This window comes from Nocardiopsis aegyptia (assembly GCF_013410755.1).
Lineage (GTDB): Bacteria > Actinomycetota > Actinomycetes > Streptosporangiales > Streptosporangiaceae > Nocardiopsis > Nocardiopsis aegyptia.
Genome location: NZ_JACCFS010000001.1, coordinates 2307739 through 2332290, shown reverse-complemented (window position 1 = coordinate 2332290; position 24552 = coordinate 2307739). Strand labels below are relative to the sequence as shown.

The window sequence follows — 24552 nt, the reverse complement described above, 5'->3', positions numbered from 1 at the left end:
ACCTAGCTGACGGGGCGTACCGCACGCCCCCTCGTGCGAAGGGCTCCTCATGATCAAGCGACCTCTGGCCGCCGCAGCCGTCCTGGCCGCCGCCTTCTGGGTGACCGGCTGCTCGGTCGACCTGCCCTGGGGCGACGGCTCGGTGTCCGTGGACGAGGACGGGGTCAGCGTCGGCAACGGCGACGGCGAGGTCTCCGTCGACTCCGAGGGCGACCCGGCCGTCAGCGTGGACGGGGACGGCTCGCTCACCATCGCCAGCGCCGACGGCACCGTGACCGAGGACTGCGAGGGCCGTACGGTCAACGTGACCGCCAGCGCGGGCGAGGTCGTCCTCAACGGCACCTGCGAACGGGTGAACGTCCTCGGCAGCAACATGACCGTGCACGTCGGCAGCGCCGACACCATCAACGTCGTGGGCGCCGACAACACCGTGTACCACGCGACCGGCGAGCCCTCGATCATCGACGTCGGCACCGGCAACGAGATCTCCGCCGGGGGCGACGCGCAGGCGTGAGCGGAACCGGGGCACCGCACCGGGGCGCGCCCCCGGGCGCGCCCCCGGGCGTGCCCCAGGGCCCGTCGCCGGGCGCGGCGGGCGGTGGATGAGCAGGGCTGGGCCGAGGGCCTCGGTTGAGGGTGGTAGCCCGCCATCGCGCGGAGCGCTCTCGGCGGGCGGTGGCGGGAGACGGGTGGGTAGGGCTGGGCCGAGGGCCTCGGTTGAGGGTGGTAGCCCGCCATCGTGCGGAGCGCTCCCGGCGGGCGGTGGCGGGAGACGGGTGGGCAGGGCTGTCGTACCCCTGGCCTAGGCTCGGGTGTCATGGGCATGGAGAGTTCCGCCGAGGCGCCGCAACCGGTCAGAGTCGTCCTCAACGCCGTCGGCCAGTGGATCGGCCGCCTCGGCCGGATCTGGGTCGAGGGCCAGATCGCCGAGCTCAACCGGCGGGGCCGGATGGCCTACATCACCCTGCGCGACCCCGTGGCCAACGTGTCCGTGCGCGTGGTCTGCCAGACCTCCGTGCTGGACGCGCAGAGCCCGCCGCCCGAGGCCGGCGCCCGCGTGGTGGTGCACGCCAAACCCGACTTCTACGAGGTGCGCGGTACGTTCTCGCTGCGTGCCCTGGAGATCCGCCACGTGGGCCTGGGCGAGCTCCTGGCCCGCCTGGAGCAGCTGCGCCGCACCCTGTCCGCCGAGGGCCTGTTCGAGGCCGCGCGCAAGCGCCCGCTGCCCTTCCTGCCCTCCACGGTGGGGCTGGTCTGCGGACGCGACTCCGCCGCCGAGCGCGACGTCCTGGAGAACGGGCGCCGCCGCTGGCCCGCCGTGCGGTTCGAGGTGCGCCCCGTCGCCGTGCAGGGCGACCGCGCCGTGCGCGAGGTGATGGAGGCGCTCAAGGACCTCGACGCGCGTCCGGAGGTGGACGTCATCATCATCGCGCGCGGCGGCGGCTCCCTGGAGGACCTCCTGCCCTTCTCCGACGAGGCACTGGTCCGCGCCGTCGCGGAGGCGGGCACGCCCGTGGTGAGCGCCATCGGCCACGAGCAGGACGCGCCGCTGCTGGACTACGTCGCCGACGTGCGCGCCTCCACCCCCACGGACGCGGCCAAGAAGACCGTGCCCGACGTCGGCGAGCAGATGGAACTGGTCCGCCAGCTCCGCGACCGGGCGCGGCGCGTGCTCCAGGGCGCGGTGGAGCGGGAGCTGTCCTGGCTCCAGGGCATGCGCTCGCGTCCGGCGCTCGCCGACCCGGTCCGCGAGATCGACCGGCTCACGGAACAGGTCGTGGACCTGCGCGACCGCGCGCGACGCAGCCTGACCGTGGCGCTGGACCGCTCGGCCGACGGACTCGCCCACACGCGGGCCCGCCTGCACGCGCTGTCCCCGGCCACCACGCTCGCCCGCGGCTACGCCATCGTGCAGCGCGAGGACGGGTCGGTGGTGCGCTCGGCCGCCGAGCCCGACGTGGGGGAGGAGCTGCGGATCCGCTTTGCCGAGGACAGCCTCTCCGCGACCGTGGCGGCCGTGCACCCCGCGGCCGGAACGGACGGAGCCGGCGGCGGAGCCGACACGGACGACGCCGAACAGTAGCCCTCGGGGCACCGACGACAGCGACACCACCCGGCCCGGCCGGGGACCATCACCGACGGGAGCAGACATGGCCGACAAGGGCGCGGCAGCCGAGCCGAAGCAGAGCTATGAGGAGTGCAGGGAGGAGCTGACCGACGTCGTGCGCCGCCTGGAGTCCGGCGGCCTCAGCCTCAAGGACTCGCTCGCCCTGTGGGAGCGGGGCGAGGAGCTGGCCAAGACGTGTGAACAGTGGCTGGAGGGGGCCCGCGCCACGATGGCCGCGGCCATGGACGAGCGCCGTGGTGAGACCTCCGAGGACGAGGAGACGCCCTTCTGAGGGTCGGGCGCGCGAGCGGTCCGGCGGCGGGGGAGCGGCGGCGAGCGCGTCGGGGCGGCCCGGGAGCGGGCCGGCGGCGCCCGTCCGCTACCTGCGGCCGTTGAGCTCGTCGCCCAGTTCGCGGATGTTGCCGGGCAGGCCGCGGAACACGCTGATCACCAGGACCAGGGCGGTTCCGAGGAACAGCCACGGAGCCACCTCCGCGAGGCGCGACGCCAGACCCAGCAGCAGCACCCGCGCGAACCCCTCGTTGCCCAGGGCCAGTACGGCCTCCGCGGCGACCACGGAGGCGAAGAAGGCGATCGGCGGGCTCACGGACAGTGACAGCAGGTCGGTCGGGCGGACCAGTGCCGCGGTCACCAGGCAGGCCAGGGTGAAGGCCACCCCCGGCGGCGCGGAGGTCTCGGTCCAGTGCGCGACCATCGTTCCGGTGAAGCTGCTGATGATGATGAGCAGGATGCCGCCGCGACCGGTCAACCGGGGTGGCCGCCAGGCGGCCGGGGCCGTGCGCGGTCCCGGCGCTCCCTGCGGCGTCCGCGGACGCGCGCCGGCGCGCGTCGGCTGTCCTACGGCTGGTCCGTTGTGGCCGCGGTCCTGCGTTCGCACGAAGTACGGGGCGCGTCCGGGGGCCGGACCGTCCGTCTTGCGCTGAGGCACGACCGTACGCCTCCCAAGTTTGTTACTCACGGTGTTTAGTGTGTCACTTCTCGTGAAGATCCCTCGTCTTTTCCGGGGATCGTGTCGTCATTTCGGCTACTTGACCCCTTCCGCGCCGAACACTCCTTCCTCTCCCTTGGACACCGGGATGGGATGCCGAGGTTCTGGCGGAAATCGGTCAGTACGCCCGTGCGGACCGCGCGGCGGGTCTTCATCACCGTCCGTGAGCGTCTTCGGATGCGGGGTTTTGGGTCGAGCCATTGGACCGATTTTCCACTCGCCGAATATCGTCGGCCGGGCTCGCGTCCATGTCGGTCAGTTCGGGGGCGGCGGCGGTGCGGGGCAGGTCCTCCACTCCGGTGGGCCGGTCGAGTTCGCCGTCCACCAGGCCGATCTCGTTGAACCGCCGTGCCGTCACCAGTACCCGGTTCTCCAGTGATCCCACCGTCTGGTTGTAGGCGCCGACCGTGCGCGTCAGGGCCCGTCCGAGCCCCTCGACGTGCCCGCCCAGGGTCGACAGCCGGGCGTGCAGCTGCTTGCCCAGGTCGAACACCGCCCGGGCGTTCTCGCTCAGCGCCTCCTGCTGCCAGGCGTACTGCGCCGTGCGGAGCAGGGAGATCAGCGTCGTGGGGGTCGCGATGTGCACCCGTCGGGCCATCGCGTGCTCCAACAGCCCCGGGTCGTACTCCAGGGCGGGTGCGAGGAAGGCCTCGCCGGGGATGAACAGCACCACGAACTCCGGGGCCGGGGTGAAGGAGGCCCAGTACGACTTGGCCGCCAGCTGGTCGACGTGCGTGCGCAGTTGGCGTGCGTGCGCGCGCAGCCGGTCCTCGGCGGCGTCCTCCGCCCGGGCCTCGACCGCGTCGAGGTAGGCGGCCAACGGCACCTTCGAGTCCACGACGATGTTCTTGCCGCCGGCCAGGCGCACCACCATGTCGGGCCGCTGGGACCCGTCCGGGGTCGCGGCCTGCTCCTCGAAGTCGCACTGCGCGCTCATCCCCGCCAGCTCCGCCACCCGGCGCAACTGGAGTTCGCCCCAGCGGCCGCGGGCCTCGGGGCGCCGCAGTGCCGTGACCAGGGACTGCGTCTGGTCCCGGAGCCGTTCGGAGCCCTCGCGCACGCTCTCGACCTGTTTGGCCAGCTCCGCGTGGGCCGCCGCCCGCCCCGCGTCGACCTCGCGCAGCTGGGTCTCCACCCGGTTCAGCGTCGCGGTGAGCGGCTCCACCATGCGCTCCACCGCGCGGCGGCGCTCCTCCAGGTCGCCGTCGGCCGCGGCACTGACCGCGCGCAGCCGCCCCTCGGCCAGTTCGAGGAAGCGCTGGTTGGTCTGGTCCAGAGCCTGGGCCGAGAGCGCGCGGAACCGGTCGGCGAGCTGTTCCTCCACGTAGGCCGCCCGCTCCTCGGCGGCGCGGGCGTCGGCCCGGGCCTCGGCGTCGCGTCCGCGCGCGAGCGTCCATCCCACGGCCACGCCGATGGCCAGTCCGATGAGGAGCATGAGTACGAGTACGAGGCCGTCCATGGCGCTCCATGGTGTCAGCCCCGGCTCCCGAGGGCCCCTCGCCACGCAGGGTGGGGAGAAGCCCTCTCATAACGGACATCGGTGCGACGTGCTTCACAGCTCGTGGTTATTCGTTTAAGCTCGGAGTTGACCGAGTGATCGGTAGGGAAACCCCGCGCCACAGCGACCAGCCGCAAGGGCTGACGACGAACGGAGAGACATGACCGCACCGACCGACGACGCCGAGCGCGCCCGGCGCGCCGACGAGGCCCTCGCCGCACTGGACCTGGAGGGCAGGGTCCGCCTGCTCTCCGGCGACTCCATGTGGTCCGTCGCCGCCAACCCCGACATCGGGCTCGGCCGCCTCGTCATGTCCGACGGCCCCGTGGGCGTACGCGGCGAGCGCTGGACCCCCGACGACCCGTCGATCCAGCTGCCGAGCCCCACCGCGATCGCCGCCACCTGGGACCGCGCCCTGGTCCGCGAGGCCGGCCGCCTGCTGGCCCAGGAGGCACGCCGCAAGGGCGTCCACGTCCTGCTGGCCCCGGCGGTCAACATGCACCGCTCACCGCTGGGCGGGCGCCACTTCGAGACCTTCTCCGAGGACCCCTACCTCACCGGCGAGATCGGCACCGCCTACGTCCTCGGCGTGCAGGACGGGGGAGTGGGGACCACCGTCAAGCACTTCGTCGCCAACGACTCCGAGACCGACCGGTTCACGGTGGACGTGCGGGCCGACGAGCGCACGCTGCGGGAGATCTACCTCGCGCCCTTCGAGAGCATCGTCCGCGGGGCCCGCCCCTGGGGCGTGATGTCGGCCTACAACAAGGTCAACGGCGTCACGATGACCGAGCACGCCGACCTGAACGCCGTCCTGCGCGACGAGTGGGGCTTCGACGGCTTCCTCGTCTCCGACTGGACCGCGGCCCGCGACACCGTCCGCGACTGCCTGGCCGGCCTCGACGTGGCCATGCCCGGCCCCAACACGGTCTACGGCCAGCACCTGGTCGACGCGGTCCGCGACGGCCGGGTCCCGGAGGAGGCCGTGGACGCCCTCGCCCGGCGCGTCCTGCTCCTGGCCGCCCGCGTGGGCCTGCTGGAGGGCGCCGACCCCGTCGTCGCGCCGCGGGACCGGCCCGCCGAGCTGGACGGCCGGGCCGTCGCCCGCGAGGTCGCCACCCGCTCCTTCGTCCTGCTGCGCAACGAGGGCGCGCTGCCCGTGGACCCGCGGGGCGTGAACCGGGTCGCGCTGATCGGCCTGGCCGCCGCCGAGGCGCGCACCAGCGGCGGCGGCAGCGCGAGCGTCTTCGCCGAGCGCACCGTGTCCCCGCTGGAGGGTCTGCGCGCGGCCCTGCCCGACAGCGTCGACCTCTCCTACGCCGTGGGTACCGACCCCCGGGCGAGCCTGCCGCCCGTGGAGGTCCCGATGACGGCCCGCTTCTACGCGGCCGACGGCCGGACGCTCGCCTCCGAACCGCTGCCCGACGGCACCGCACGCTGGATCGGCGAACTCCCCGACGGCGTGACCAACGCCGAACTGGACCGGATCGAGGTCAGCGGGGACTTCACCCCGACCACCTCCGGCGAGCACGTGTTCGGTGTCACCGGAGCGGGGCGGTACCGCCTCACGGTGGGCGATCGGGTGCTGTTCGACGGGGACCTCGACTTCGAGGGCGACGACCCCGCCGCCGCCATGTTCGACCCGCCCGCCACCACGGCGACCGTCGCGCTCACCGAGGGCGAGAAGGTCGGCGTGCGGGTGTCCAAGGCCCACCAGGACCTGGGGATGGGCGACTTCGCGTTCATCGGCTTCACCCTCACCCACCGCGCGCCGATGGCCGGCGACGACGAGCTCATCGAGGAGGCGGTCGCCGCCGCCCGTGACGCGGACGTCGCCGTGGTCGTGGTCGCCACCACGGCCGACGTGGAGTCGGAGGGCTTCGACCGGTCCACGCTCACGCTGCCCGGCCGCCAGGACGAGCTGGTCGCGCGGGTCGCCGAGGTGAACGAACGCACGGTGGTGGTCGTCAACACCGGAGCCCCGGTGACGATGCCCTGGCGCGAGGACGTCGCGGGCATCCTGCTGACCTGGTTCGGCGGCCAGGAGCTCGGCGGCGCGCTCGCCGACGTCCTGCTCGGCCGCCGCGCCCCCTCCGGCCGCCTGCCCACCACGTGGCCCGCCCGCGAGGAGGACGTGCCGGTCCTGGGCGTGGCGCCGGACGAGGGCGCGCTGGACTACGCCGAGGGCGTCTTCGTGGGCTACCGGGCCTGGGAGCGGGCGGGCGCCGAGCCCGCCTTCTGCTTCGGGCACGGGCTGTCCTACACGACCTGGCGCTACGACGCCGTGCACGTGGAGCCGACCGAGGGGGACGACCTGGCGCTCGTGCGGGTGCGGGTGACCAACACCGGAGAGCGCGAGGGCGACGAGGTCGTGCAGGTCTACCTGGCCCCGCGCGAACCGGGCGACCGGCCCGCGCGCGTCCTGGCCGGATTCGCCACCGTGCGCGCCGCGGCGGGCGCCACCGCGGAGGCGGAGGTGACCGTGCCCCGCTCGGCGGTGCGCCGGTGGGCCGAGGACGCCGACGAGTGGGAGTTCGTCCCGGGCGGCTACGACCTCCTGGTCGGCCGCTCCTACGCCGACACCCGCCTGACCGCCCGCGTCGAGCTCTCCTAGCCGGCTCCGTGGCGGCGGCACCGGACGGCCGCCGCCACGGGTCCGCGGGTGCCTGCGGGCCGACCACCGGCACCGGGCGCCGGGTTCGATTTTTGTCCTAGGACAAACTCTCCTAGGCTGGGGGCATGTCCGAACCGACCATCACCGGGGACTCCGCGGCCGCGATCGCCGACTCCGTGCGCGACCTCATCGCCGCGGAGCGGCTGCGCCCGGGCGACCCGCTGCCGCCGGTACGTGCGCTGGCCGTCCGGCTGGGGGTGAACCGCAACACCGTCGCGGCCGGATACGCCGCGCTGGCGGCGGCGGGATTCGTCGAGACCCGCCGCCGCGCGGGCACGGTGGTGCGTGCCCTCGTGCCGGTGGCGGGCGAGGGCGCCGAGGCCGCCGGTGGAGCGGTGAACCTGGCCGACGGCAACCCCGACCCGGAGCTCCTGCCCGACCTGCCCGGGCTCCAGGGGTACTCGACCGTCCTGTACGGCTCCGCCGGGATCGACGCGCGGCTCAGCCGCTGGGCCGAGGAGCACGTGGTCCCCGACGCCGGGGGCGGAACGCTGGTGCTCACCCACGGGGCCGTGGACGCGGTCGAGCGCGTGCTGAGCGCGCACCTGACCCGCGGGGACGCGATCGCAGTCGAGGACCCGTGCTTCCTGTCGAGCATCGGCACGTTCCGGCTCAACGGGTACCGCGCCGTGCCCGTGGAGGTCGACGCGCACGGCATGACCGCCGAAGGGCTGGCCGCCGCCCTGCGGGCGGGGGTGCGGGCGGTCGTGTGCACGCCCCGGGCGCACAACCCCACCGGGGCGAGCCTGACCGAGGAGCGCGCCCGCCGCCTGCGCGCGCTCCTGGCCGATCACCCGGAGGTGCTGGTGATCGAGGACGACCACTTCTCCGCCCTGGCGCGCACGCCCTACCGGCGCGTCACCCCCGCCGCCACCGCCCGGTGGGCGCTGGTGCGCTCGGTCTCGAAGTTCCTGGGCCCGGACCTGCGCCTGGGGATGACCGTGTGCGACCCGGACACCGCCGCCCGGCTGCGGGCCCGTCTGACGGCGGCCGCGTGGGTCAGCCACGTGCTGCAGCACCTGGTCGCCGGCGTGCTCACCGATCCCGCCACTCCGGAGCGCCTGGACCACGCGGCCCGGGTGTACGCGTCCCGGCGCCGGCTGCTGACCGACGCCCTGGACGCCCGCGGCCTGCCCTGGCTGCCGGGGGCGGACGGGGTCAACGTGTGGATCCCGCTGGCCGACGCACCGGAACCGGCCGTGGTCGCGGACCTGGCCGGCCGCGGGTGGGCCGTGCGCCCCGGTTCGGCGTTCACCCTGACGCGCCGGTCCGCGGTCCGGGTCACCACCTCCACCCTCCTCCCGGAGCAGGCCGAGGCCTTCGCCGCGTGCCTGTCCGCCATCCTCGCCCCGACCGACCAGGAGAGACCATGTTCACCGGCCTGAGCGCCTTCCCACTGACCCCGCTGCGCGACGACCGCTTCGACGAACGCGCCTACACCGGCCTCGTCACGCGGCTGGCCGAGGCGGGCGTCGACTCCGTCGGCGCGCTGGGATCGACCGGCTCCTACGCCTACCTGGACCGCGAGGAGCGCGGCCGGGTGGCCCGGGCCGCCGTGCGCTCGGCGGGGGAGGTGCCGGTCATCGTCGGCATCGGCTCGCTCCGCACCTCCCACGTGCGCGCCCTGGCCGAGGACGCCCAGCGGGCCGGCGCGGCCGCGGTGCTGCTGGCCCCGGTGAGCTATCAGAAGCTCACCGACGAGGAGGTGTTCGGGCTCTACGAGGAGGTCACCGCGGAGCTGTCGGTGCCCCTGGTGGTCTACGACAACCCGGCCACGACGCACGTCACCTTCTCGGACGAGCTGTACGCGCGCGTGGCCGCGCTGCCCAACGTGGCGGCGATCAAGATCCCGCCGGTCCCGCTGGACCCGGTGGCCGCCCGTGAGCGCGTCGACGCGGTCCGCCGGGCCGTTCCCGACCATGTGAGCGTTGGGGTCTCCGGTGACGGGTCGGCCGCCACCGGACTGGCCGCCGGTTGCCGGGCGTGGTACTCCGTCGTGGCGGGCACCGTCCCCGGCGCCGTGCTGCCCCTGGCCCGCGCCGCGCTCGACGGTGACACCGCGACCGCCGACGCCGAGTCGGAGCGGCTGCGACCGCTGTGGGACCTGTTCGCCGCCCACGGGAGCCTGCGCGTGGTCGCCGCGATCGCCGAACACCTGGGGCTGGTCGCTCCGCACTGCCTGCCGCGTCCGATCCTGGGGCTGCCCGCCGACCAGCGCGAGCGCGTGGCCCGTGTGGTCGGGGACCTCGGACTGGGGTGAACCGCGGCGGAGCGCGCGGGGTGGGGACGGGGACCGAGGACACGCTGACGGCGCTGCCGCGCCCGCTCAGGTGTCCCGTCGGACCAGCACCGGCGTCCACGGGGACAGGTGGACCTCCGTGCGCTCGGTGACCGCCCGGATGATCTCCCCGGCGGTCGCCTCGATGCTCGCGGGTTCGAGGCGGACGCTGGTCAGCCGGGGACGCAGCATCCGGCACAGCATGACGTCGTCCGCGCCCACCAGGGCGGTCTGCTCGGGCACCCGGACCCCCGCGTCCTGAAGCGCTCCCAGGAGCAGTCCGCTGAACTCGTCGTTGTAGCCGAACACCGCCTCCGGCAACCCCTCGTCGAGCCAGGTACGGACGACCTCGGCGGCGCTCTCCGGCGACCAGTCCATGTCGAGGGAGCGCACGGTGGCCCCGACCCCGGCCCGGGCCGCGGCCTCCTGGAGGCCCTGGAGGCGCAGCGTGCCGATGCGCCGGAGCACGTTGCCGCGCGGCACGACGGCGGCGAGGTCACGGTACCCGCGTCCGACCAGGTGCTCGCCGGCGCGGTGACCGACGCCGAGGTCGTCCATGTTGAGCGTGGACACGCCGTCGCCCTTGACGGCCTCGGCGGCCACGCCCGTCGCGATCACCTGGATGTCCGACTTGCGCAGCAGCTCGATGCCGGCCGGCGTCAGCCGCTCGTGCTCGACGATGACGGCGCTGGGGCGCATCGCCGCCCACGTGCGCGCCGCCTTCACGCCCCGGTGCCGTTCGCCGCCGTACTGGAGCAGCGTGTACCCCATGTCGCGCAGCCGCAGCGTGAGCTGGTGGTGGAACTCCGCGGCCAGGGGCCCGTGCACGACGTCCATCTGGACGTACAGGACCAGATCGCTGGACCCCTTCCGCAGCGACCGCGCACTCGCGTGCGGCACGTACCCCAGCTCGTCGGCGATGGACCGCACCCGGGTCCTGGTGCTCTCCGGGATACGGGAGCCCGGGGCGTCGTTGAGCACGTACGACACGGTCGCGGTGGACACTCCGGCGCGCTTGGCGATGTCGGTGATGGTCGCGGGTCGGGGGCGGATCGAAGTCATGCGGCTATCTTGCCCTGCCTGCCGGGGGAGTCCGGTCCCCGGGACCACTCCCGGTGTGAACTCCTGATGTCGAATGTATTGACAAGGTTAAACGTCTAACCTAGCTTAATCGCATAACCGGAGCCTGAACAGGCGTTTCTAGATCTCGTGGGTTCACACCAGGGAGAAACCAGATGTCCGAACACACATCCCCCCGCTCGGACGCGGAGTGGTCACCGCCCTCCCAGGCCCCCGCCGGCCGGCGCGGCATGGGCCGCCTCATGCCGATGCTCGGGCTGGGCAATCTCGCCGTCTACGCCTTCTACCTGGGCATCGGGGCCGTCCTCCTGCCCCTGCAGGTGCAGGCCCTGACCCCCGGCGACGAGCAGGCCGCCGTCGCCAACCTCGGAGTGGTCTCCGGCATCGCCGCCGTCTTCGGGACCGTCTTCAACCCGATCGGCGGAGCGCTGTCCGACCGCACCCGGTCGCGCTGGGGACGCCGCAACCCGTGGATCCTCGGCGGCGCGGTGGCCGGCTTCCTGCTGGTGTTCGTCCTGGGCTACGCCGACTCCCTGCTGATGATCGTGATCGGCTGGTGCCTGGCCCAGGGCGCCATGAACCTGCACCAAGCGGCCCTCACCGCCGTCATCCCCGACCGGGTCTCCCCGGCCAGACGCGGTACGGCCGCCGCGTTCATGGGCGTCGCCCTCTCCCTGGCCGGAGTCGTGGGCACGGGCCTGGCGTCCCTGTTCACCGCCCGGCTCCCGATCGGCTACATCGTGCTGGGCGGGATCGTCGTCGCGGTGGCGGTCCTGCTCACCTCGCTCACGCACGACCCCCGCGGCGACGAGCTGCCCGCACAGGAGGCGACGGCCTCCGCCGGACCGGCGGCCGCTCTCGGACGGTTCCTGTCCGCGCTGTCCCACCGCAACTTCGCGCTGGTCTTCCTCGGCCGGGCGCTGCTCTTCCTCGGCTACTTCCTCATCCTCGGCTTCCAGCTCTACATCTTCGACTACTTCATCGAACTGCCCGCCGGAATGGCGCCCGCCGCCGCCGTCACCGTGTTCACCATGGTCACCGCGGCCGGCACGATCCTGGTGACCGCCGTCGGCGGGCCGCTCTCGGACCGCCTCGACCGGCGCCGGCTCTTCGCCCTGGTCTCGGGCACCGTGTCCGCGCTGGCGATGCTCATCCCGTTCTTCGCCCCGACCTGGACCGGGATGCTGGTGTTCGCCGTCGTCAACGGCGGCGCGTTCGGCTGCTTCATGGCCGTGGACACCGCCCTGGCCACCCTGGTCCTGCCGAGCGACGCCGACGCCGCCCGGGACATGGGCGTGCTGAACATCGCCGCCGCGGGGCCGCAGATCATCGCCCCGTTCATCGCCTCGGCGATCATCCTCCACCTCGGCGGCTACGGCTCCCTCTTCCTCGTGGGATCGGCGGTGGGCCTCCTGGGCGCGCTCGCCCTCCTCTTCGTCCGCGGCGTCCGCTAGCCGCCCACCGACCACCCGTCCGCGGGCCGTCCACCGGACGGCCGCTCCTCAGGAGAGCCCTCCATGCGACTCCACACCTACGAGGCCGGAAACGGCCCCCGCACCGCACTGCTCGTCCATGGCGCCATGTCCGACCACGGGACCTGGCACGCCGTCGAGGCCGACCTCGTCGACCGCGGCTACCGCGTGATCGGCGTGGACCTGCGCGGCCACGGCCGCAGCCCGCGCGGTGAGTACACCGTGCCGGCGCTGGGACAGGACCTCGTGGACACGCTGCCCACCGGCGCCGACCTCGCGATCGGCCACTCCATGGGCGGTCTCGCACTGTCCCTGGCCGTCGAACGGCTCGGCCCGGCCCGTGCCGTGTACTCCGACCCGGCCTTCCAGTTCGGCGCGGTCACGACCGCCGCCACCGACGCCATGCGGTCGATGGTCGAGCGGGCCACCGCCGAGAGCGTCCGCGCCATGAACCCGCGCTGGAGCGACGCCGACATCCGGGCCGAGCTGGCCGGGTTCGCCGCTTTCGACCCCGCGTTCTTCGACGTCGTCACGGAGGCCGCGGCCGAGGACCGGCTGCCGGCCAAGGCCGTGGTGCCCTCCCTGGTCCAGCTGGCCGACCCCAGCTTCACCGTCGACGCCGACGGCGCCCGCCTCCTGGCCGAGCGCGGCTTCACGGTCCGCGTGGTGGAGGGCGCCGGGCACTGCGTCCACCGCGACGACCTGCCGGGCTTCCTCGCGTCGCTCGATGGCTGGATCTGACCGCGACGACCCCCCCAGAAAGGCACGACCATGTCCCTCCGGACGTTCACCCCGCTCCCCGCGGCCGCCCTGGCCGCCTCGGCCGCACTGACGGCCCTGACCCTGCTCACCGCCTGTGCCGCCGACCCCGACCCCGACCCCGACCCGGGACAGGACGCGGGGGCCGGGACGGACTTCCCCGCGGCCTCCCTCGACGGGCTGCGCGTCCTCCTGGCCAACGACGACTCGATGCGCGCCGCCGAGGAGGACGGCTCGGACGGCCTGGGGCTGTACGAGCTGCGCTCGGCGCTGTGCGCGGCCGGGGCCGACGTCGTGGTCTTCGCGCCCTGGGGCTTCCAGTCGAGCATGAGCAGCGCGATCTCGCACAGCGGCTCGTTCGGCCTGGGCACGCACCCGGGTCTGCCCGAGGAGTACGCCGGGGACTGCGCCGACGCCCCGAGCGGCGGCGCGGTCCACGGGGTCTGCGTCGCCGAGGGCCCCTGCGAGGAGGACTCGCCCAGCGCCACACCGGTCGACTCGGTCACCTTCGCCCTCCACCACGGGCTCTCCGAGCTGGTCGGCTGGGACGGGCCGCCCGACGTGCTCGTGTCCGGGGTCAACTCCGGCCCGAACGTGGCCTCCCAGATCGCCAACTCCGGCACGGCCGGGGCGGCGTTCGCGGCCCAGAGCGCGGGCGTTCCCGCGATCGCGGTGAGCGCGGGCCTGGACGAGGACTTCACCGTGGCACCGGGGACCTACACGGCGGCCGCGGAGTTCAGCACCGACCTCGTGGCCCGGTTGGTCGGCGCCGACCTGCTGACAAGCGAGTACATGATCAACGTCAACCACCCGCACGCGCCGGACGGCGCACCGGTCGCCGACGTCCGCTGGACGCGGGCGGGGACCGGCACCGTCCTGGTCCCCGAGTTCACCGGCCAGGACGCCTACGAGCTCGGGATCCGGGTGTGCGAGCCGGACGCCCCGGGCTGTGTGCCCGAGACCAGGGGGGACGCCGACAGCACGGCGCTGCTGGCGGAGGGCGCGGTCTCGGTCAGCGCGCTGACCTCCGACCGCACCTACGCCTCCGGCGAGGACCCCGCCGAGACGGAGCCGTTGTCGGAACTGGTGGCCGCACTCGGTGACTGAGCCGCCCCCGTGACGCCCCCTGGGCCTCCGCCTCCGCCCTCGGCCGCCGGGCCGGGGCGGAGGCCCGGCGGCCGGGGCGCGGCGGGCTCACGACAGCGCGGCGACCGGGGAGCAGCGGTCGAGCGCCGCGCGCCACGCGTCGACGGAGCGCCAGAACCGCTCGGTGGCCGGCTCGGGAGCGAACATCCACATCCGCTCCCAGGCCGGTGACGCCCGCCCGGAGATCTCCGACACCGGAACGTAGGGCCGGGGGCCGCTCACCGGGTACCAGGTGTACTCCAGGGGTTCGAGCAGGGCCATCAGCCGCTCCTCGACCCCCCGGTCGGGGCGGACCTTCACGAGCATCCACGGCCGGTACCGGCGCAGCACCTCCAGGCCCCCGGCCACCACGTCGGGCTCGGTCCCGGCCGTGTCGACCGTCAGCACCGTCGGGAGCGTCGAGGCGCTCTCGTGCCACCGCGACAGCGTGGCCACGTCCACCGCGACGTGGGTGAGGTCGGTCCGCGAGGAGTGCACCAGCCGGTTGCACATGTCGTTGTGCGCGGCGCGACGCAGGTGGGCGGTGCCGTTGTGGTTGCTCAGCGCCAGTTCGACCACGGTGAACCCGAGTTCGGCGGTGGCGGAGACCACCCGGGCGGCCGAGGCGATCTCCGGCGTCGGTTCGAACGCGAAGACGGGGCGGCGCGAGCGCGCCGCCGCCAGGGCCGCGTACACCCCGATGCCCGAGCCGACGTCCAGGACGGCGCCCGGACGCGTGTGGTCCAGCATGGCCAGGAAGCAGGCCAGGCTGTCGGGTTCGTGCCGGGCGAGCCCGAACTCCGCCAGGCGCCGGGGCACGGTGAGGTCGCCGGACAGTTCCAGGGTGAGACTGTCGGGGCCGCACCGGCGCGTGTCCGTGTCCAGCCGGGGCAGCGCGACGGTGAACCGGCGGCTCCACGGCGGGACCCGCGCCGGATCCAGGCCGCCGAGGCGCCTGGGCAGGTGGACACGGATGCGCCGCGTGGCGAAGCGGACGAGCGGGTAGCGCCGTACGAGTGCGCGCAGTTGGTCGGTGACCACAGTTGCCTTCCCCCCAAGGAACCAGTGCCGCCCGCACGATCCGAGGGCGGCGGACTCCCCCTGGGCCGCCGGGATACCGGACGTCGTGGCGTTCCGGTCCCCTCATCGGTCCTCGCGCGACGTGGTCGGCCGTCCGCCGACGCCACGCCTCTCCCGTACCGGCGGCCGTACGTCAACCGGGCGTGCCAGGGGAGCGCGCGGTACCCCGGAAGGGTCCGCGCGGCTTCGGCCCCAGGCCTCCGGCGGTGTCGTTCAAACCTACTCTGCGTAGTGTTGTCTGCGCAGCGCGTTTCGACGATTGGACCCGCTTTCCGACCTGTACGGACCGGCCGACCCGTTGGTCCGCATAGACTCTGACCTTGTGAGTCTGACTATCGGGATCGTCGGCCTGCCCAACGTCGGCAAGTCCACCCTCTTCAACGCCCTGACCAAGAACGACGCTCTGGCGGCGAACTATCCGTTCGCCACCATCGAGCCCAACGTCGGGGTGGTCGGGGTGCCCGACCCCCGGCTGGCCAAGCTCGCCGAGATCTTCGGGTCGGCCAAGGTGCTGCCGGCCACCGTGGACTTCGTCGACATCGCGGGCATCGTGCGCGGCGCCTCCACCGGTGAGGGCCTGGGCAACAAGTTCCTGGCCAACATCCGCGAGAGCGACGCGATCTGCCAGGTCATCCGGGCCTTCGAGGACGCCGACGTGACGCACGTCGACGGCGACGTCGACGCCTCGCGCGACATCGAGACGATCAACACCGAGCTGATCCTCGCCGACCTGCAGACGCTGGAGAAGGCGATCCCGCGGCTGGAGAAGGACGCCAAGCGCAACGCCAAGGACAAGGACGCCCAGGAGCTGCTCAAGGCCGCCCAGGAGGCGCAGGAGCTCCTGGACGGCGGCGTCTCGCTCTCCGTGGCCGAGGGCGTGGACCTGGACCGGCTGCGCGAGCTGAGCCTGCTCACCGTCAAGCCGTTCATCTACGTGTTCAACCTCGACAGCGACGAGCTCTCCGACGAGGCCCTGCGCGCCAAGCTCCAGGCGCTCGTCGCCCCGGCCGAGGCGATCTTCCTGGACGCCAAGATCGAGGCCGAACTGGCCGAGCTCGACGACGACGAGGCGCAGGAGCTGCTGGAGTCCATGGGGCAGACCGAGTCGGGCCTGGCGCAGCTGGCGCGGGTCGGCTTCGGCACCCTGGGCCTGCAGACCTACCTGACCGCCGGGCCCAAGGAGGCCCGCGCCTGGACGATCAAGAAGGGCGCGACCGCGCCCGAGGCGGCCGGGGTCATCCACACCGACTTCCAGCGCGGCTTCATCAAGGCCGAGGTGGTCTCCTACGACGACCTCGTGGCCCACGGCGACATGCAGTCCGCCCGCTCGGCGGGCAAGGTCCGCATCGAGGGCAAGGACTACGTCATGTCCGACGGCGACGTCGTGGAGTTCCGCTTCAACGTCTAGCCCAGGAGCGTTGCCATGCGAGCGGCCGATACCCCCGACGGGTCCGTGACCCTGAGCATGTCGCAGGCCGAGGCGACGGTTCTGCACGAACTGATCGCCTGGGCCGAGTTCGCGGAGGACCTGACCTCGATCGAACCGGACGGGCCGGTCGAGCAGAAGGTGCTGTCGGACGTGCAGACGACGCTCGCGCCGTTGATCCCGGGGCTCGGCACCGACCGCTACCAGGCCGAATTCGACCGCGCCCACGCGGCCATCGACCCCGGCCCCTTTCGGGCGCCTCCGCCGCGGGGCACGGAGGAGGACGGCGCGATGGACAGGCGGCGCGCGCTCGCTCGTGCTCTCACCGCTGTGATCGCGGACGAGATCGAGGCGCAACTCGGGGTGCGCCGCCCGGTCGACGAGATGCCCGAACTGATCGCCGACGCGATCCTGGACGCCGGACTGGCGGGGCGCCCGTACCCGCGCCCGTGACGGACATCGAGCCGCCGCGGGTGGTCGCGGCCGACGTTCAGGGAGCCGGCGTGGAGTTCTCCGCGTCCATTCGGGGTCGAGGCGCCGGGGCCCACAGGATCGCCTGGTCCTCGTGGCCCGGCGGATCGAGGATCTCGGTCGGGGCGACGATGATTCCGATGACTCTGGTCTCCGAGCCGTGGGGGTGCCGGCCCGTTCGACGATCGAACACGGCGAAGACGATGCGCCGCCGGGTCGCCTGCCACCACAGGGCCCGGTCGCCACCCGCGTGGCGCACGAGCACCTTGAGCAGCGAACGCACATCGAGGGTCTCGGCATCGGGGTCGTAGTCGGGGAGCGCGTCGAGGTCGAGGGCACGCCGCTCGCCCCATCGCCTCGATGAGCGCGTCACGCTCGTCCACGGGCCGAAAGGGCGCCCAGCCGGTCAGGGGGAGCAGCCGCATGATGCCCCACGCGGTACTCCCGGAGAAGGAACCGAGCCGCCACTCCTGTTCCGACTCGTCGCCCTCCTCGGTCTGCGGCCACGGCATCTCCGCGAGCAGGCTCACGGTGTCGAGCAGAGGGTCCGGAGCCGACTCGCGCGGCGCGGTACGAGCGGACTCCGAGACGCGCAGAAACCGGGCGACGGGCTCGGCGCGGTAGAACTCCGTGACCGACCGCCGCAGGTTCGGTTCCACCCGGTTCGGATCCGCGCCGTGTGCGAGCAGAAGGTCGAAGACGCGTGTGAGATCGTCGACGAGTTCGGCGTTCAGAGGTTTCGGGTCCACCCATGCCGGGTCGTCGTAGCGGACACTCGGCAGGATCTGCCGCGCGTCCAGCGCGGCACGGCCCAGGGCCGAGTTGTCGCTGGAGTCGACGGCTTGGACGTCGGCTCCGGCGTCGATCAGGCGCCGCAGGCCGTCGAACGCCTCGTCGGCTCGTTCGACGGTGTTCCCCAGCGCCCACACCTCGTCCTCGCCCACCGTGGCGAACCGGGTGGGCCGCAGCCATCGGGAGCGCATCACGGCTGCCTTGATCGCGTGATGGAGCACGGGCATGACGAACGGGTGGGGGCTGCCGGACTCGATGAAGTTCGGGTCGGCGCCGTGCTCCAGAAGGAGCGCCGCGATCTCGAACTCGCCGTTGCGGTACGCGACCTGCAGTGGCGACTGCCCGGCGTACTTCTTCGGTGGTGGCGTCGCGGTGAGGGCGACCGCGCCGGGATCCTTGGCGAGCCGCCGCCGGACCGCGTCGACGTCACCGGCCGTGATCTCCCTGAACAGAATCTGCACGTGGCTCTCGTCCGTTGGTCCGGTGTGGTTCGCGAGCGACTCTACCGAGCACCCGCGTGTGACCGGACCGCTGTTCAGCCGCGGCGCGTGCGCGTCGGTGCGGCCATCGGGACGAACGTGCGGTCGCCCGATGTCGCGACGGAGTCGAGGAAGGCCCCCGCGAGCGAGAGCGTGCGGGCCGTGCCGGGGTTGCCCTGCCGGCGCGCGACGCGGGGACCGAGCCGCCGCAGGAAGCGGGTGCTCGCGCGCAGGGGGCGCAGGAACAGCGTGACCACCGCGATCCGCCCCTCCTCGTCGAGGTCCACGAACTGGGCTTCGTTCATCGCGAGGCCGTCGACCCGCGTCTCCGCGAAGAGCACGGCCCCGGATTCCGCGCGTTCCGTCCGGACGTAGCGGATCTCGGAGAGCACCTCGAACACGTCGCGCAGGAGGTCGACGACCTCGTCCCTGCCGCGGAACACGAACTGGTCGGTCAGGGGCGAGACGATCACGACGTCGTCGGCGAGCGCCACGCGGGCCGCCTCGGCGTCGCCGTGCTCGCCGGCCCGGATCCATGCCGTCAGTGCCTCGTTCACGGTCAGGTCCTTCCTCGGGACAGGCGTTCCGCGATGACGGCGGTGCCGGGGGCCGCGCGCCCGCCGGGCCCGGGCCGTGCGGTGAGGGACTCGGCGGTGAGCCGGGAGCCGCACGCGTCGCAGGCGACCTGGGACTCCAGCGGCGCACCGCAGTCATGGGTGAACTCGATCGGGGCCTCCCCGCCGCTGCGCCACCGGTCGCCCCACTGCGTCAGCGCGACGAGGACCGGAACGAGTTCTCGGCCGCTGTCCGTCAGCGTGTACCGCACGCGTCGCGGGCGCTCGCTGTACTCGGCTTCGTCGAGGACCCCCTCTCGGACGAGGAGGGCGAGGCGGTCGGTGAGCAGCGCGCGGGAGATACCGAGGTCGCGGACGATGTCGTTGAACGTGTCGACACCGAGGAACACGTCGCGCAGGATCAGCGGTGTCCAGGTGTCGCCGATGACGTCGAGGGACCTGGCGAGCGAACACGCGAACTCGGCGAAGCGGCGGCGGGGCATGCCTCCACGCTACAGAGTTCAGATACTGAACTCAATACCTCGTGTGCCACGGTTACGGAGGGCCGAGCGATGGCGCTCGGATCTCAGCCGAGCTCCTGGGCGAGTCCGACGAGGATGCCCTCGGGCCCGCGCACGTAGCAGAGCCGGTACACGCCGCCGAACTCGACGACGTCGCCGACGAGTGCCGAGCCCCGCCCGTGCAGCCGGTCGAGGGTCGCGTCGAGGTCGTCGACCGCGAACATGACCCGCAGGTAGCCCAGCGCGTTCACCGGGGCGTCGCGATGGTCGGCGACGACGGACGGTTCGATGAAGCGTGAGAGCTCCAGTCGGCCGTGACCGTCCGGTGTGCGCATCATCGCGATCTCGACGCGTTGGTCCCCCAGGCCGGTGACGCGTCCGGCCCACTCGCCCTCCACGAGGGTCCGCCCTTCGAGTTCGAGTCCCAGCTCCTGGAAGAACTCGATCGCCGCGGTGAGGTCCTCGACGACGATGCCGACGTTGTCCATCTTCACAGCCATGGCGTGAGCCTACGCGGATCGGCGCCCGGCGGCCCGAGCGGGCGCGCGGTGATCCGCGGGTCGGGCGTCCGCGGTCGACGGCCTCGCCCTTCCCGGACGGGTCACACCACCTCGTGCGGCGGTGCCCCGCCCCTGAGCTCCGACCTGGCCTCGGGCACGGATGAGGAATGGTCGGCCCGCATGCGCAGATCCTGGGGTCGGCGTGGTCCGGGGCGTACGAACCCGGTGGCCCTGGGCGATCCGCAGGAGGATGACGGGTCAGGTGATCTCACGGGGGAACGGCGCCGCAGGGCGCAGGTAGCGACCGCTCTGTTCGAGGGACAGTCGACGGCGTTCGGCGAGATGCCGGCCGGGCATCCGTTCGCCACGGATCGTCCGGGTACCGCGCATGTGATGGCCGTCGAGTACGGCCGAGCCCTGGCCCCCTACCGACACGCCGCCTGCGGCTGGTGGAGGGGAGGAGGCCAGAGCTGATCACCCACGGATCTGTTCCTCACCCCGCTGTGGTCGATCCTGGGCGTCCCTCTCCTCTTGTGCGGGACCGCGGTCACCCTGGCCACCGTTCCGGGCGTGCTGATCGGGGTGCCGACGCGGCACCAGTGGTGGTGATCCCGTCGATCCGGGTGGCCCGCACCGCGTGATCCGGCGGACACGGCCCGACGGTCAGCCGGTTCTCCTGCGGTGGCCCTCTGCCTCGATGGCGTCGGACCTCCCCTGCTTGAGGCCGGACGCCAGTGCCCAGCGATAACCGAAGCACGACACGACGAGCGCGGCGACGCACAGCACGGTGAGTGCCACTTGCCCGAGGACCAGCCCCGTGGCGGCCCCGACCAGGCCGACGGACAGGAGCACGCCCACCCACCACCAGCGGGGGCCGCCCAGCGCGATCCCGCCGTAGACGGCCGCGCCGAGGATGGTGCCCCCTAAGAGGAGGACGCCCAGGCCGCCGACGCCGATGACCATGGGGAGCGCCCAGTCCGGAGGGTCGGCCTCGGCGTACATGGCGACGGGAAACCCGGCGACCAGGAGGCACAGCAGGCCCAGGACGATCCCGGCGGTGGCGGCCAGGGTGAGCTTCGCGGTCGTGCTGAGCGGTTCGGAGTACTGGTCCAGCGTCGCCGACCACGAACCCCACATGATCCAGCCCGCGATGGTCAGCACGCTGCCCAGGAGGATCGGCACCACGAACACGGGGCTCTCGTGGCCGTCCTCGACGAAGTTCATCAGCAGGCCGATCGGTATGGACAGCACGAGGAGCGCCAGGCCCGCCAATGCGCCGTAACCGAACCCGCGAGCCATCCGACGCGCCGGATGCCTCCTTCCCACTGCGCGCTGCACGGGCCCACCTCTTCCGCCGACGTTCTGTCCTGGTCGATGCTCCGCCACTGTAGGAGTGCGGAGGTCACCACGGCTAGAGGGGGCGGGACGGGCGGCCTGCGGAGGCGGCCGCCCCAGGCTCGTCGGTCGGGTCGACCGCGGGCCCGCGCCGCGTGCGGCGCGGGCCGGGGCGTCAGGGACGAGTGCACCCCACTGTGAACCGGGGTCACGGTGACGCGATAATCCGCCGTGGAGGTGATTCGTGCTCACCGAGTACGCGCGGGACCATGCGTTCACCATCGCCTGGTTCGGTCTGATGGCCATGGTGTGGTTCGGCTGGGGCCAGGAGGATCCACCCGGCCCCTGGCGGTGGCGGCTGGGAGCCGCATCGGTCCTGGGGGTCGCCCTGGCGGGCCTGTTCGGCGTCGCCACGGCCCTGCGCTGGTCCGGGGAATCCGCGCTCGACGGCCAGTACCACTGGTTCGGCGTTCTCGTCGTCGTGGAGGTGGCCGCCGCCGGTATCGGGTGCCTGATCCTCGCCCGCGCCGGGAACGGCCGCTGGATGGCCTGGTGGGTGGCCGTGATCGTCGCCTCGCACTTCCTTCCGTTGGCCCTGCTGCTCGACGACGCTTCGATCGCCGCGGTCGGAGTGGTCCAGGGGGTGGTCCTGGCCCTGCTGGTGCCCCGGCTGCGCGGGAGCGAGGTCGCCACGAGCCGCCACGTCGGTCCGGTGATGGGTGCGGTCCTGCTGGGCTTCGCGGTCGTCTCAGCGGTGCTGTTCCTGACCGGGGCCGGTCTTCCCTGGCGGGCATGAGCGCGCCCGGCCGGGCGGGACCGCGGCCGGGCGCGTCCGGATCAGTCGTCGGACGGCAGCGGGCACCCGTCGGGGCCGCAGGCCTCGCCGTCCCGCGCCGCGCCGACGGTCGTCAGCGGAGCGTGGTTCGCCCAGGCCTGTGCGAGGGCCTGCCCGAAGGCCTCGACCGGCTGGGCCCCGGAGACGCCGTAGGCGCGGTCCAGGACGAAGAAGGGCACGCCCGTGGCACCGAGCCGCGCGCCCTCCTGCTCGTCGGCACGGACGTCGGCCGCGTAGCGCTCGGGGTCCGCCAGCACCGCGCGGGCGGCGCCGGCGTCGAGCCCGGCCTCGGCGGCCAGCTCGACGAGGCGCTCGACGCCCTCGAAGGCGGAGCGCTCCTCGGCGAAGTTCGCCCGGTAGAGCAGGTCGATCAGCTCGTGCTGACGACCGTGCTCACGGGAGAAGTGCAGGAGGCGGTGCATGTCGAAGCTGTTGCCGACGTCGCGACCGGCCGTGCGGTACTCCAGCCCCTCGGCGGCGGCGTTGGCGGCGATGCGCTCCTCGGCCTGCCGGGCCTGGGCCTCGGAGAGGCCGTACTTCTTCGCGAGCATGGGCAGCACCGGTTCCGTCACTCCCTGGGGCCGGGAGGGGTCCAGCTCGTAGGAGCGGTGCACGACCTCGACCCCGTCACGGTGCTCGAAACCGGCGAGGGCCTGGTCGAAGCGGGCCTTCCCGACGTAGCACCAGGGGCAGTTGATGTCGGTCCAGATCTCGACGCGCATGGGACGGCTTCCTTGTGGCTGTGCTCGGGCGGGCGCGTGCCGCTCCCGCCGTGGAGGTTCTCTCCGCTGAGCTCCTCAACACCGGCCCGTTTTCCGACATTCCGGAGTAATCAACACCTGTCGGTTACGCGGTGAGTGACCCTCGTCTCGCTGCCGGAGCGCCGGTCCGGGGGCGGGTGGCGCTCCGGAGGGGTTCGGCTGGCGCGAAGGGGACATCTTGCTCTCTGTCGGGTGACTAATCCCTTTCTGGTCCAGCCGAAATGGGGTTCTCTAGGCCAGTTGAGTGGTGAGTTCGGTGGCTTATTGCCGTATTGTGCACCTTTTGGGGTGTTTGGTTGGTGCGTGCAATGTGCCCTTGACGGGGAAACGCGGAGACGCCATGTCCGCTCCCAACCCGCACAATGCCTCACTATAGGGATGGGGTAGACAAGGCATGGCGGATACGCCGCCCGGACCGGGCGGCACGGACCTGTGTGCAGGAGGCGGGATGGCGAAGGCGTCACGGCGCGGCACCGCCGCGCGTGACCTGGAGGACGACGCGGAGCTCGGTGCACCGCGCGCCCGTCGGCCACGGGCCGGTGCGGGCGGACGCTGGTGGGTCGGCGTGGGACGCGCCGTCCTGTGGGCGTTCATCATCGTCGTCCTCTTCAACGGCATCTGGTATCCCCTGCGCGGAGGGCTCGCCCTGCCGACCACGGCCGAGGAGCCGGAGGAGACCGAGACGGTCACCTTCCCCGAGACCGCGGCGGCCGCCTTCGCGCTGCGCTTCGCCGACACCTACCTCGACACCGAGGACCCCGAGGCGCGCCTGGAGGCGCTGGCCGCCTACGTTCCCGAAGGTGAGGCCGCCGCGCTCGACGCCGCCGCCGACAGCCTCACCGGGGAGAACCTCACCGTCGTCTCCATCGACGTGGCCGACGACAACAACGCGGTCGTCGTCGTGCGCGGCGACGTCAACGGCGGCGCGATGAGCCTCGAGGTGCCCGTCTACGCGGACGGCGACGCGCTCGCCGTGTCGGGTCCGCCCGCGCTCCTCGCCGCTCCGACCCGGGCCTCCCTGCCCGACGCGGCGTCGGTCGAGGAGGACCCCAGTGCGGCGGAAGCGCTCGACGGCGTGCTGACGGGCTTCTTCGACGCCTACGCGGAGGGGCCCGAGCACCTGGAGCAGTACGTGGAACAGGGGGCCGCGATCGCGCCGCTCCCGGAGAACAGCCTGCGCATCGTCGAACTGTCCGACATCGTCGTTCCGTCCCGGTCCTCGACCGGGGATGATGACGTACGACAGGTGGCGCTGACGGCGCTGTGGTCGGTCCTGGGCTCCGACGGATCAGAGGTCGGGCAGCTCAGGCAGAGCTACCTCGTCACGGTCGTCAACTCCGGTAGTGAGTGGCGCGTGCGCGACATCCAGGGTGCCCCCCACTCGTTCGGCGACTGACGGGGCCAGTAGGCAAGGAGGACGACAGAAACCATGAGCACCACCGAGTCGACGGGGGAGGGCGGCACCTGACATGCTCCCCCTCCTGTCTTCAGCATCGGACGCCTTCACCTCCTCGGGTGGCGGCCACCTCCTCGTCCTCGCCGCGGAGACGACGCCCTCCGCGGACGCCCCCGACACCGGGGGCCTCGCCGACTTCCTGCGGGGCTTCTTCGGACCCCTCTTCCTGGTCATCGTGTCCATCGTGGCGGTGTTCTTCCTGTTCACGAGGGAGATCACCCGCTTCGCGCAGTTCATCATCCTGGCGATCTTCATCGGGATCGTCTTCTACGTCCCCGGCATCATCGAGGTCATCGCTGTGGCGCTCGCCCGAGCGATGGGCGTAACGGCGGAATAGGCG

24 protein-coding genes and 1 pseudogene are annotated in these 24552 nt (G+C 72.9%); 14 read left to right on the top strand and 11 right to left on the bottom strand.

What is annotated here, in order from left to right:
* The first annotated feature begins 49 nt into the window (after positions 1–49).
* From HNR10_RS10375 to HNR10_RS10365, 3 genes are all read left to right on the top strand, one after another.
* The gene (locus HNR10_RS10375; RefSeq protein WP_179822744.1) at positions 50–514 is read left to right on the top strand and encodes a DUF3060 domain-containing protein; all 465 of its coding nucleotides are present in this window, start codon (positions 50–52) and stop codon (positions 512–514) included.
* 303 nt (positions 515–817) lie between these two features.
* Positions 818–2083 carry an exodeoxyribonuclease VII large subunit gene (gene xseA, locus HNR10_RS10370; RefSeq protein WP_179822742.1) on the top strand — a complete coding sequence of 422 codons (1266 nt, stop codon included), beginning with the start codon at positions 818–820 and terminating at the stop codon, positions 2081–2083.
* A 67-nt stretch (positions 2084–2150) separates the two neighbouring features.
* Positions 2151–2399: an exodeoxyribonuclease VII small subunit gene (locus HNR10_RS10365; protein ID WP_179822741.1), complete on the top strand. Its 249-nt coding sequence runs from the start codon at positions 2151–2153 to the stop codon at positions 2397–2399.
* Between the two features lie 87 nt (positions 2400–2486).
* On the opposite strand, the gene HNR10_RS31165 is transcribed toward HNR10_RS10365, so the two are convergent.
* Positions 2487–3056 carry a DUF6542 domain-containing protein gene (locus HNR10_RS31165; protein ID WP_179822739.1) on the bottom strand — a complete coding sequence of 190 codons (570 nt, stop codon included), beginning with the start codon at positions 3054–3056 and terminating at the stop codon, positions 2487–2489.
* Positions 3057–3270: 214 nt separating this feature from the next.
* Positions 3271–4575, bottom strand: a complete 1305-nt coding sequence (locus HNR10_RS10355) for a DNA recombination protein RmuC (RefSeq protein WP_179822737.1) — start codon at positions 4573–4575, stop codon at positions 3271–3273.
* A 199-nt stretch (positions 4576–4774) separates the two neighbouring features.
* Between HNR10_RS10355 and HNR10_RS10350 the strand changes: the two genes are divergently transcribed.
* From HNR10_RS10350 to HNR10_RS10340, 3 genes are all read left to right on the top strand, one after another.
* Positions 4775–7228: a beta-glucosidase gene (locus tag HNR10_RS10350; protein WP_179822735.1), complete on the top strand. Its 2454-nt coding sequence runs from the start codon at positions 4775–4777 to the stop codon at positions 7226–7228.
* Between the two features lie 125 nt (positions 7229–7353).
* On the top strand, positions 7354–8673 hold the full coding sequence (locus tag HNR10_RS10345) for an aminotransferase class I/II-fold pyridoxal phosphate-dependent enzyme (RefSeq protein ID WP_179822733.1): 1320 nt from the start codon (positions 7354–7356) through the stop codon (positions 8671–8673).
* A complete protein-coding gene (locus tag HNR10_RS10340; protein WP_179822731.1) occupies positions 8658–9548 on the top strand; it encodes a dihydrodipicolinate synthase family protein in 891 nt (296 codons plus the stop codon). The genes HNR10_RS10345 and HNR10_RS10340 overlap by 16 nt, the downstream gene beginning before the upstream one ends.
* A 66-nt stretch (positions 9549–9614) precedes the next feature.
* Here the strand turns inward: HNR10_RS10340 and HNR10_RS10335 are convergent, their stop codons facing one another.
* Positions 9615–10628, bottom strand: coding sequence for a LacI family DNA-binding transcriptional regulator (locus HNR10_RS10335; RefSeq protein WP_179822729.1), 1014 nt, complete (start codon positions 10626–10628; stop codon positions 9615–9617).
* Between the two features lie 173 nt (positions 10629–10801).
* Between HNR10_RS10335 and HNR10_RS10330 the strand changes: the two genes are divergently transcribed.
* From HNR10_RS10330 to HNR10_RS10320, 3 genes are all read left to right on the top strand, one after another.
* On the top strand, positions 10802–12100 hold the full coding sequence (locus HNR10_RS10330) for an MFS transporter (RefSeq protein WP_179822727.1): 1299 nt from the start codon (positions 10802–10804) through the stop codon (positions 12098–12100).
* 63 nt (positions 12101–12163) lie between these two features.
* Positions 12164–12859 (top strand): alpha/beta fold hydrolase, encoded by a 696-nt coding sequence (locus HNR10_RS10325; protein WP_179822726.1) that lies wholly within the window; start codon positions 12164–12166, stop codon positions 12857–12859.
* 30 nt (positions 12860–12889) lie between these two features.
* The gene (locus HNR10_RS10320; RefSeq protein ID WP_179822724.1) at positions 12890–13984 is read left to right on the top strand and encodes a 5'/3'-nucleotidase SurE; all 1095 of its coding nucleotides are present in this window, start codon (positions 12890–12892) and stop codon (positions 13982–13984) included.
* 87 nt (positions 13985–14071) lie between these two features.
* On the opposite strand, the gene HNR10_RS10315 is transcribed toward HNR10_RS10320, so the two are convergent.
* The gene (locus tag HNR10_RS10315) at positions 14072–15043 is read right to left on the bottom strand and encodes an FkbM family methyltransferase (protein ID WP_179822723.1); all 972 of its coding nucleotides are present in this window, start codon (positions 15041–15043) and stop codon (positions 14072–14074) included.
* Between the two features lie 361 nt (positions 15044–15404).
* Between HNR10_RS10315 and ychF the strand changes: the two genes are divergently transcribed.
* Both ychF and HNR10_RS10305 read left to right on the top strand, forming a co-directional pair.
* The gene (gene ychF, locus HNR10_RS10310) at positions 15405–16490 is read left to right on the top strand and encodes a redox-regulated ATPase YchF (RefSeq protein ID WP_179822721.1); all 1086 of its coding nucleotides are present in this window, start codon (positions 15405–15407) and stop codon (positions 16488–16490) included.
* A gap of 15 nt (positions 16491–16505) precedes the next feature.
* Positions 16506–16961 carry a hypothetical protein gene (locus HNR10_RS10305; protein WP_179822719.1) on the top strand — a complete coding sequence of 152 codons (456 nt, stop codon included), beginning with the start codon at positions 16506–16508 and terminating at the stop codon, positions 16959–16961.
* Between the two features lie 37 nt (positions 16962–16998).
* Here the strand turns inward: HNR10_RS10305 and HNR10_RS10300 are convergent, their stop codons facing one another.
* The 6 genes and pseudogenes from HNR10_RS10300 to HNR10_RS10280 form a co-directional block, all read right to left on the bottom strand.
* Positions 16999–17352: a hypothetical protein gene (locus HNR10_RS10300; protein ID WP_179819771.1), complete on the bottom strand. Its 354-nt coding sequence runs from the start codon at positions 17350–17352 to the stop codon at positions 16999–17001.
* Between the two features lie 691 nt (positions 17353–18043).
* Positions 18044–18232: pseudogene (locus HNR10_RS32160) on the bottom strand (hypothetical protein); the annotation flags it as partial.
* Positions 18233–18306: 74 nt separating this feature from the next.
* The gene (locus HNR10_RS10295) at positions 18307–18807 is read right to left on the bottom strand and encodes a nuclear transport factor 2 family protein (protein WP_179822717.1); all 501 of its coding nucleotides are present in this window, start codon (positions 18805–18807) and stop codon (positions 18307–18309) included.
* A 2-nt stretch (positions 18808–18809) separates the two neighbouring features.
* Entirely contained in the window at positions 18810–19307 is a 498-nt protein-coding gene (locus HNR10_RS10290) for a winged helix-turn-helix transcriptional regulator (protein ID WP_179822716.1), read from the bottom strand.
* 83 nt (positions 19308–19390) lie between these two features.
* The gene (locus HNR10_RS10285) at positions 19391–19825 is read right to left on the bottom strand and encodes a VOC family protein (protein ID WP_179822714.1); all 435 of its coding nucleotides are present in this window, start codon (positions 19823–19825) and stop codon (positions 19391–19393) included.
* Between the two features lie 663 nt (positions 19826–20488).
* Positions 20489–21124 carry a hypothetical protein gene (locus tag HNR10_RS10280; RefSeq protein ID WP_179822712.1) on the bottom strand — a complete coding sequence of 212 codons (636 nt, stop codon included), beginning with the start codon at positions 21122–21124 and terminating at the stop codon, positions 20489–20491.
* Between the two features lie 280 nt (positions 21125–21404).
* Here HNR10_RS10280 and HNR10_RS10275 point away from each other — a divergent pair, with 280 nt between their 5' ends.
* Complete coding sequence (locus HNR10_RS10275; RefSeq protein ID WP_179822710.1) at positions 21405–21956, top strand: hypothetical protein; 552 nt, start codon at positions 21405–21407, stop codon at positions 21954–21956.
* Between the two features lie 41 nt (positions 21957–21997).
* On the opposite strand, the gene HNR10_RS10270 is transcribed toward HNR10_RS10275, so the two are convergent.
* Positions 21998–22717: a DsbA family oxidoreductase gene (locus HNR10_RS10270; protein WP_179822708.1), complete on the bottom strand. Its 720-nt coding sequence runs from the start codon at positions 22715–22717 to the stop codon at positions 21998–22000.
* Positions 22718–23204: 487 nt separating this feature from the next.
* On the opposite strand from HNR10_RS10270, the gene HNR10_RS10265 reads away from it, so the two are divergent.
* Positions 23205–24152, top strand: coding sequence for a conjugal transfer protein (locus HNR10_RS10265; protein ID WP_179822706.1), 948 nt, complete (start codon positions 23205–23207; stop codon positions 24150–24152).
* A gap of 73 nt (positions 24153–24225) precedes the next feature.
* Entirely contained in the window at positions 24226–24549 is a 324-nt protein-coding gene (locus HNR10_RS10260; protein ID WP_179822704.1) for a hypothetical protein, read from the top strand.
* Positions 24550–24552 lie beyond the last annotated feature (3 nt).

Coding starts and splice junctions, on each gene's coding strand:
- HNR10_RS10375 (WP_179822744.1), top strand. CDS start 50: ATGATCAAGCGACCTCTGGCCGCCGCAGCCGTCCTGGCCGCCGCCTTC.
- xseA (WP_179822742.1), top strand. CDS start 818: ATGGGCATGGAGAGTTCCGCCGAGGCGCCGCAACCGGTCAGAGTCGTC.
- HNR10_RS10365 (WP_179822741.1), top strand. CDS start 2,151: ATGGCCGACAAGGGCGCGGCAGCCGAGCCGAAGCAGAGCTATGAGGAG.
- HNR10_RS10355 (WP_179822737.1), bottom strand. CDS start 4,575: ATGGACGGCCTCGTACTCGTACTCATGCTCCTCATCGGACTGGCCATC.
- HNR10_RS10350 (WP_179822735.1), top strand. CDS start 4,775: ATGACCGCACCGACCGACGACGCCGAGCGCGCCCGGCGCGCCGACGAG.
- HNR10_RS10345 (WP_179822733.1), top strand. CDS start 7,354: ATGTCCGAACCGACCATCACCGGGGACTCCGCGGCCGCGATCGCCGAC.
- HNR10_RS10340 (WP_179822731.1), top strand. CDS start 8,658: ATGTTCACCGGCCTGAGCGCCTTCCCACTGACCCCGCTGCGCGACGAC.
- HNR10_RS10335 (WP_179822729.1), bottom strand. CDS start 10,628: ATGACTTCGATCCGCCCCCGACCCGCGACCATCACCGACATCGCCAAG.
- HNR10_RS10330 (WP_179822727.1), top strand. CDS start 10,802: ATGTCCGAACACACATCCCCCCGCTCGGACGCGGAGTGGTCACCGCCC.
- HNR10_RS10325 (WP_179822726.1), top strand. CDS start 12,164: ATGCGACTCCACACCTACGAGGCCGGAAACGGCCCCCGCACCGCACTG.
- HNR10_RS10320 (WP_179822724.1), top strand. CDS start 12,890: ATGTCCCTCCGGACGTTCACCCCGCTCCCCGCGGCCGCCCTGGCCGCC.
- HNR10_RS10305 (WP_179822719.1), top strand. CDS start 16,506: ATGCGAGCGGCCGATACCCCCGACGGGTCCGTGACCCTGAGCATGTCG.
- HNR10_RS10290 (WP_179822716.1), bottom strand. CDS start 19,307: ATGCCCCGCCGCCGCTTCGCCGAGTTCGCGTGTTCGCTCGCCAGGTCC.
- HNR10_RS10285 (WP_179822714.1), bottom strand. CDS start 19,825: ATGGCTGTGAAGATGGACAACGTCGGCATCGTCGTCGAGGACCTCACC.
- HNR10_RS10280 (WP_179822712.1), bottom strand. CDS start 21,124: ATGGCTCGCGGGTTCGGTTACGGCGCATTGGCGGGCCTGGCGCTCCTC.
- HNR10_RS10270 (WP_179822708.1), bottom strand. CDS start 22,717: ATGCGCGTCGAGATCTGGACCGACATCAACTGCCCCTGGTGCTACGTC.
- HNR10_RS10265 (WP_179822706.1), top strand. CDS start 23,205: ATGGCGAAGGCGTCACGGCGCGGCACCGCCGCGCGTGACCTGGAGGAC.
- HNR10_RS10260 (WP_179822704.1), top strand. CDS start 24,226: ATGCTCCCCCTCCTGTCTTCAGCATCGGACGCCTTCACCTCCTCGGGT.